Source organism: Streptomyces ossamyceticus, from assembly GCF_001418475.1.
In the GTDB taxonomy this organism is placed as follows: Bacteria; Actinomycetota; Actinomycetes; order Streptomycetales; family Streptomycetaceae; genus Streptomyces; species Streptomyces ossamyceticus.
The window spans coordinates 1-1795 of sequence record NZ_LIQX01000750.1; the positions used below are offsets into that span (position 1 = coordinate 1).

A 1795-nucleotide genomic window follows, 5' to 3' on the forward strand; every position below is an offset into this window, starting at 1 on the left:
CGCGATCTCCTTCCACGTGTGCGCCTCGAACGCGAGCCGCGCGGGCGGGCAGGCTGTGGCCATGACCGAGCCCCTTTCTCCTTCTGCCTCGGCCGTCCGTGGACGGCCGTCCGGGCACCCGTTGCCCTCCAGTCGCACGCCCTCCGAACCGCTGCCGCCCGCGCGGCTCGCGTTCGAGGCGCACACGTGGAAGGAGATCGCGCATCTGCTGGCGAACCTGCCGCTGTCGCTGATCGGGTTCACCTTCGTGACGACGGTGCTGTTCACGAGTGCCTTCCTGACGCTGACGGTGATCGGTTTCCCGCTGCTCGCGGCCGCGCTGCTGGGGGCGCGTCAGCTGGGCAAGCTGGAGCGGATACGGGCGCGGGCGCTGCTCGACGTGACGGTGGACGAGCCGAGTCCGCTGCCGATGCGGGGCGGCGCGGACGGGTTCGTCGCGCAGGTGTGGATGAGTGTGAAGGATCCGGTCGGCTGGCGTTCGATGCTGTACGAGCTGATCCGGCTGCCGTGGGGGATCGCGACGTTCACGATCACTCTCACGGGGTTGTTCGTGGCGTGGCCGGTGCTGCCGTTCATCGTGCGGGGGCTGGCCAACGCGGACCGGGCGATGGTGCGGGCGCTGCTGTCGCCGTCGGACGAGCTGGAGCGGCGGATCGCGGAGCTGGAGTCGGACCGGGGCGTCGTGGTGGACACGGCGGCGGCGGATCTGCGGCGCATCGAGCGGGATCTGCACGACGGGGCGCAGGCACGGCTGGTGAACCTGGCGATGGGGCTCGGGCTGGCGAAGGAGAAGCTGCTGGAGGGCCAGGCCGACGACGCCGTGGCCTCGATGGTGGCGGAGGCGCACGGCGAGGTGAAGCTGGCACTCCAGGAGCTGCGGGATCTGGCGCGGGGCATTCATCCGGCGGTACTGACCGACCGGGGACTGGACGCGGCGCTGTCCTCGGTGGCCTCGCGGTGCACCGCCCCGGTGAAGGTGACGGTCGATCTCCCGGCGCGGCCCGCGGCGGCGATCGAGGGAATCGCCTACTTCACCGTCTCGGAGCTGCTCCAGAACGTCAGCAAGCACAGCGGGGCGCGGTCCGCGACCGTGGACGTCTGGCGGTCCGACGACCGGCTGCTGATCCAGGTGTGGGACGACGGGCGCGGCGGCGCGAGCGTCGACGGCGGCTCGGGCATCGCCGGTCTCGCGGAGCGGCTGGGCGCGGTCGACGGTCTCTTCATGGTCGACTCCCCCGTGGGCGGGCCCACGACGATCACGGCGGAACTGCCCTGGCGGGACCGGTAGGCGGGAGGCCCCGTGGGTGGGCTCCACCGGTGGGCTCGCAGGGGTGGGGTTAACCCCCGGAACCGGACGCCGACGGGCTGGATGGTCCGGGAGGCCGGGGGCGAGGAGTGTGGGAGTACGCCAGGTCGTGGCGCGCTCCGGTCGGAGTGTGGGTGAGGAGGAGTGGCGGCTATGGAATCCGCGTATGGGCAGGGGTACGGCGGCTGGGACGACGCTGCCGTGGCCGAGCGGCGGCACCGGCTGCCGGCGGGGCTGCGGGCGCCGTTCGAGGGGCGCAGCTGGCGGGAGTTCGGCTATGTGATGCTCGGCTTCCCGATCGGCGTGCTGATGTTCACGTACGCGGTGACGATGCTGTCGGTCGGGGTGGGTCTGCTGGTCACGTTCCTCGGGGTGCCGGTGCTGGCGGCGGGCCTCGCCGGGTGCCGGGGGCGCGGGGCGGTGGAGCGGGCGCGGGCGCGGGCGCTGCGCGGTGGGGGGGGTGGCGGCGCCGGAGCCGTTGCGGCCGCG

At 73.1% G+C, this 1795-nt stretch carries 1 protein-coding gene and 1 pseudogene; both read left to right on the forward strand.

The features are described from left to right. Positions 1–61 precede the first annotated feature (61 nt). The gene (locus AOK15_RS38045) at positions 62–1288 is read left to right on the forward strand and encodes a sensor histidine kinase (RefSeq protein WP_055523378.1); all 1227 of its coding nucleotides are present in this window, start codon (positions 62–64) and stop codon (positions 1286–1288) included. 171 nt (positions 1289–1459) lie between these two features. Beyond that, a pseudogene (locus tag AOK15_RS38050) lies at positions 1460–1795 on the forward strand (sensor domain-containing protein); the annotation flags it as partial.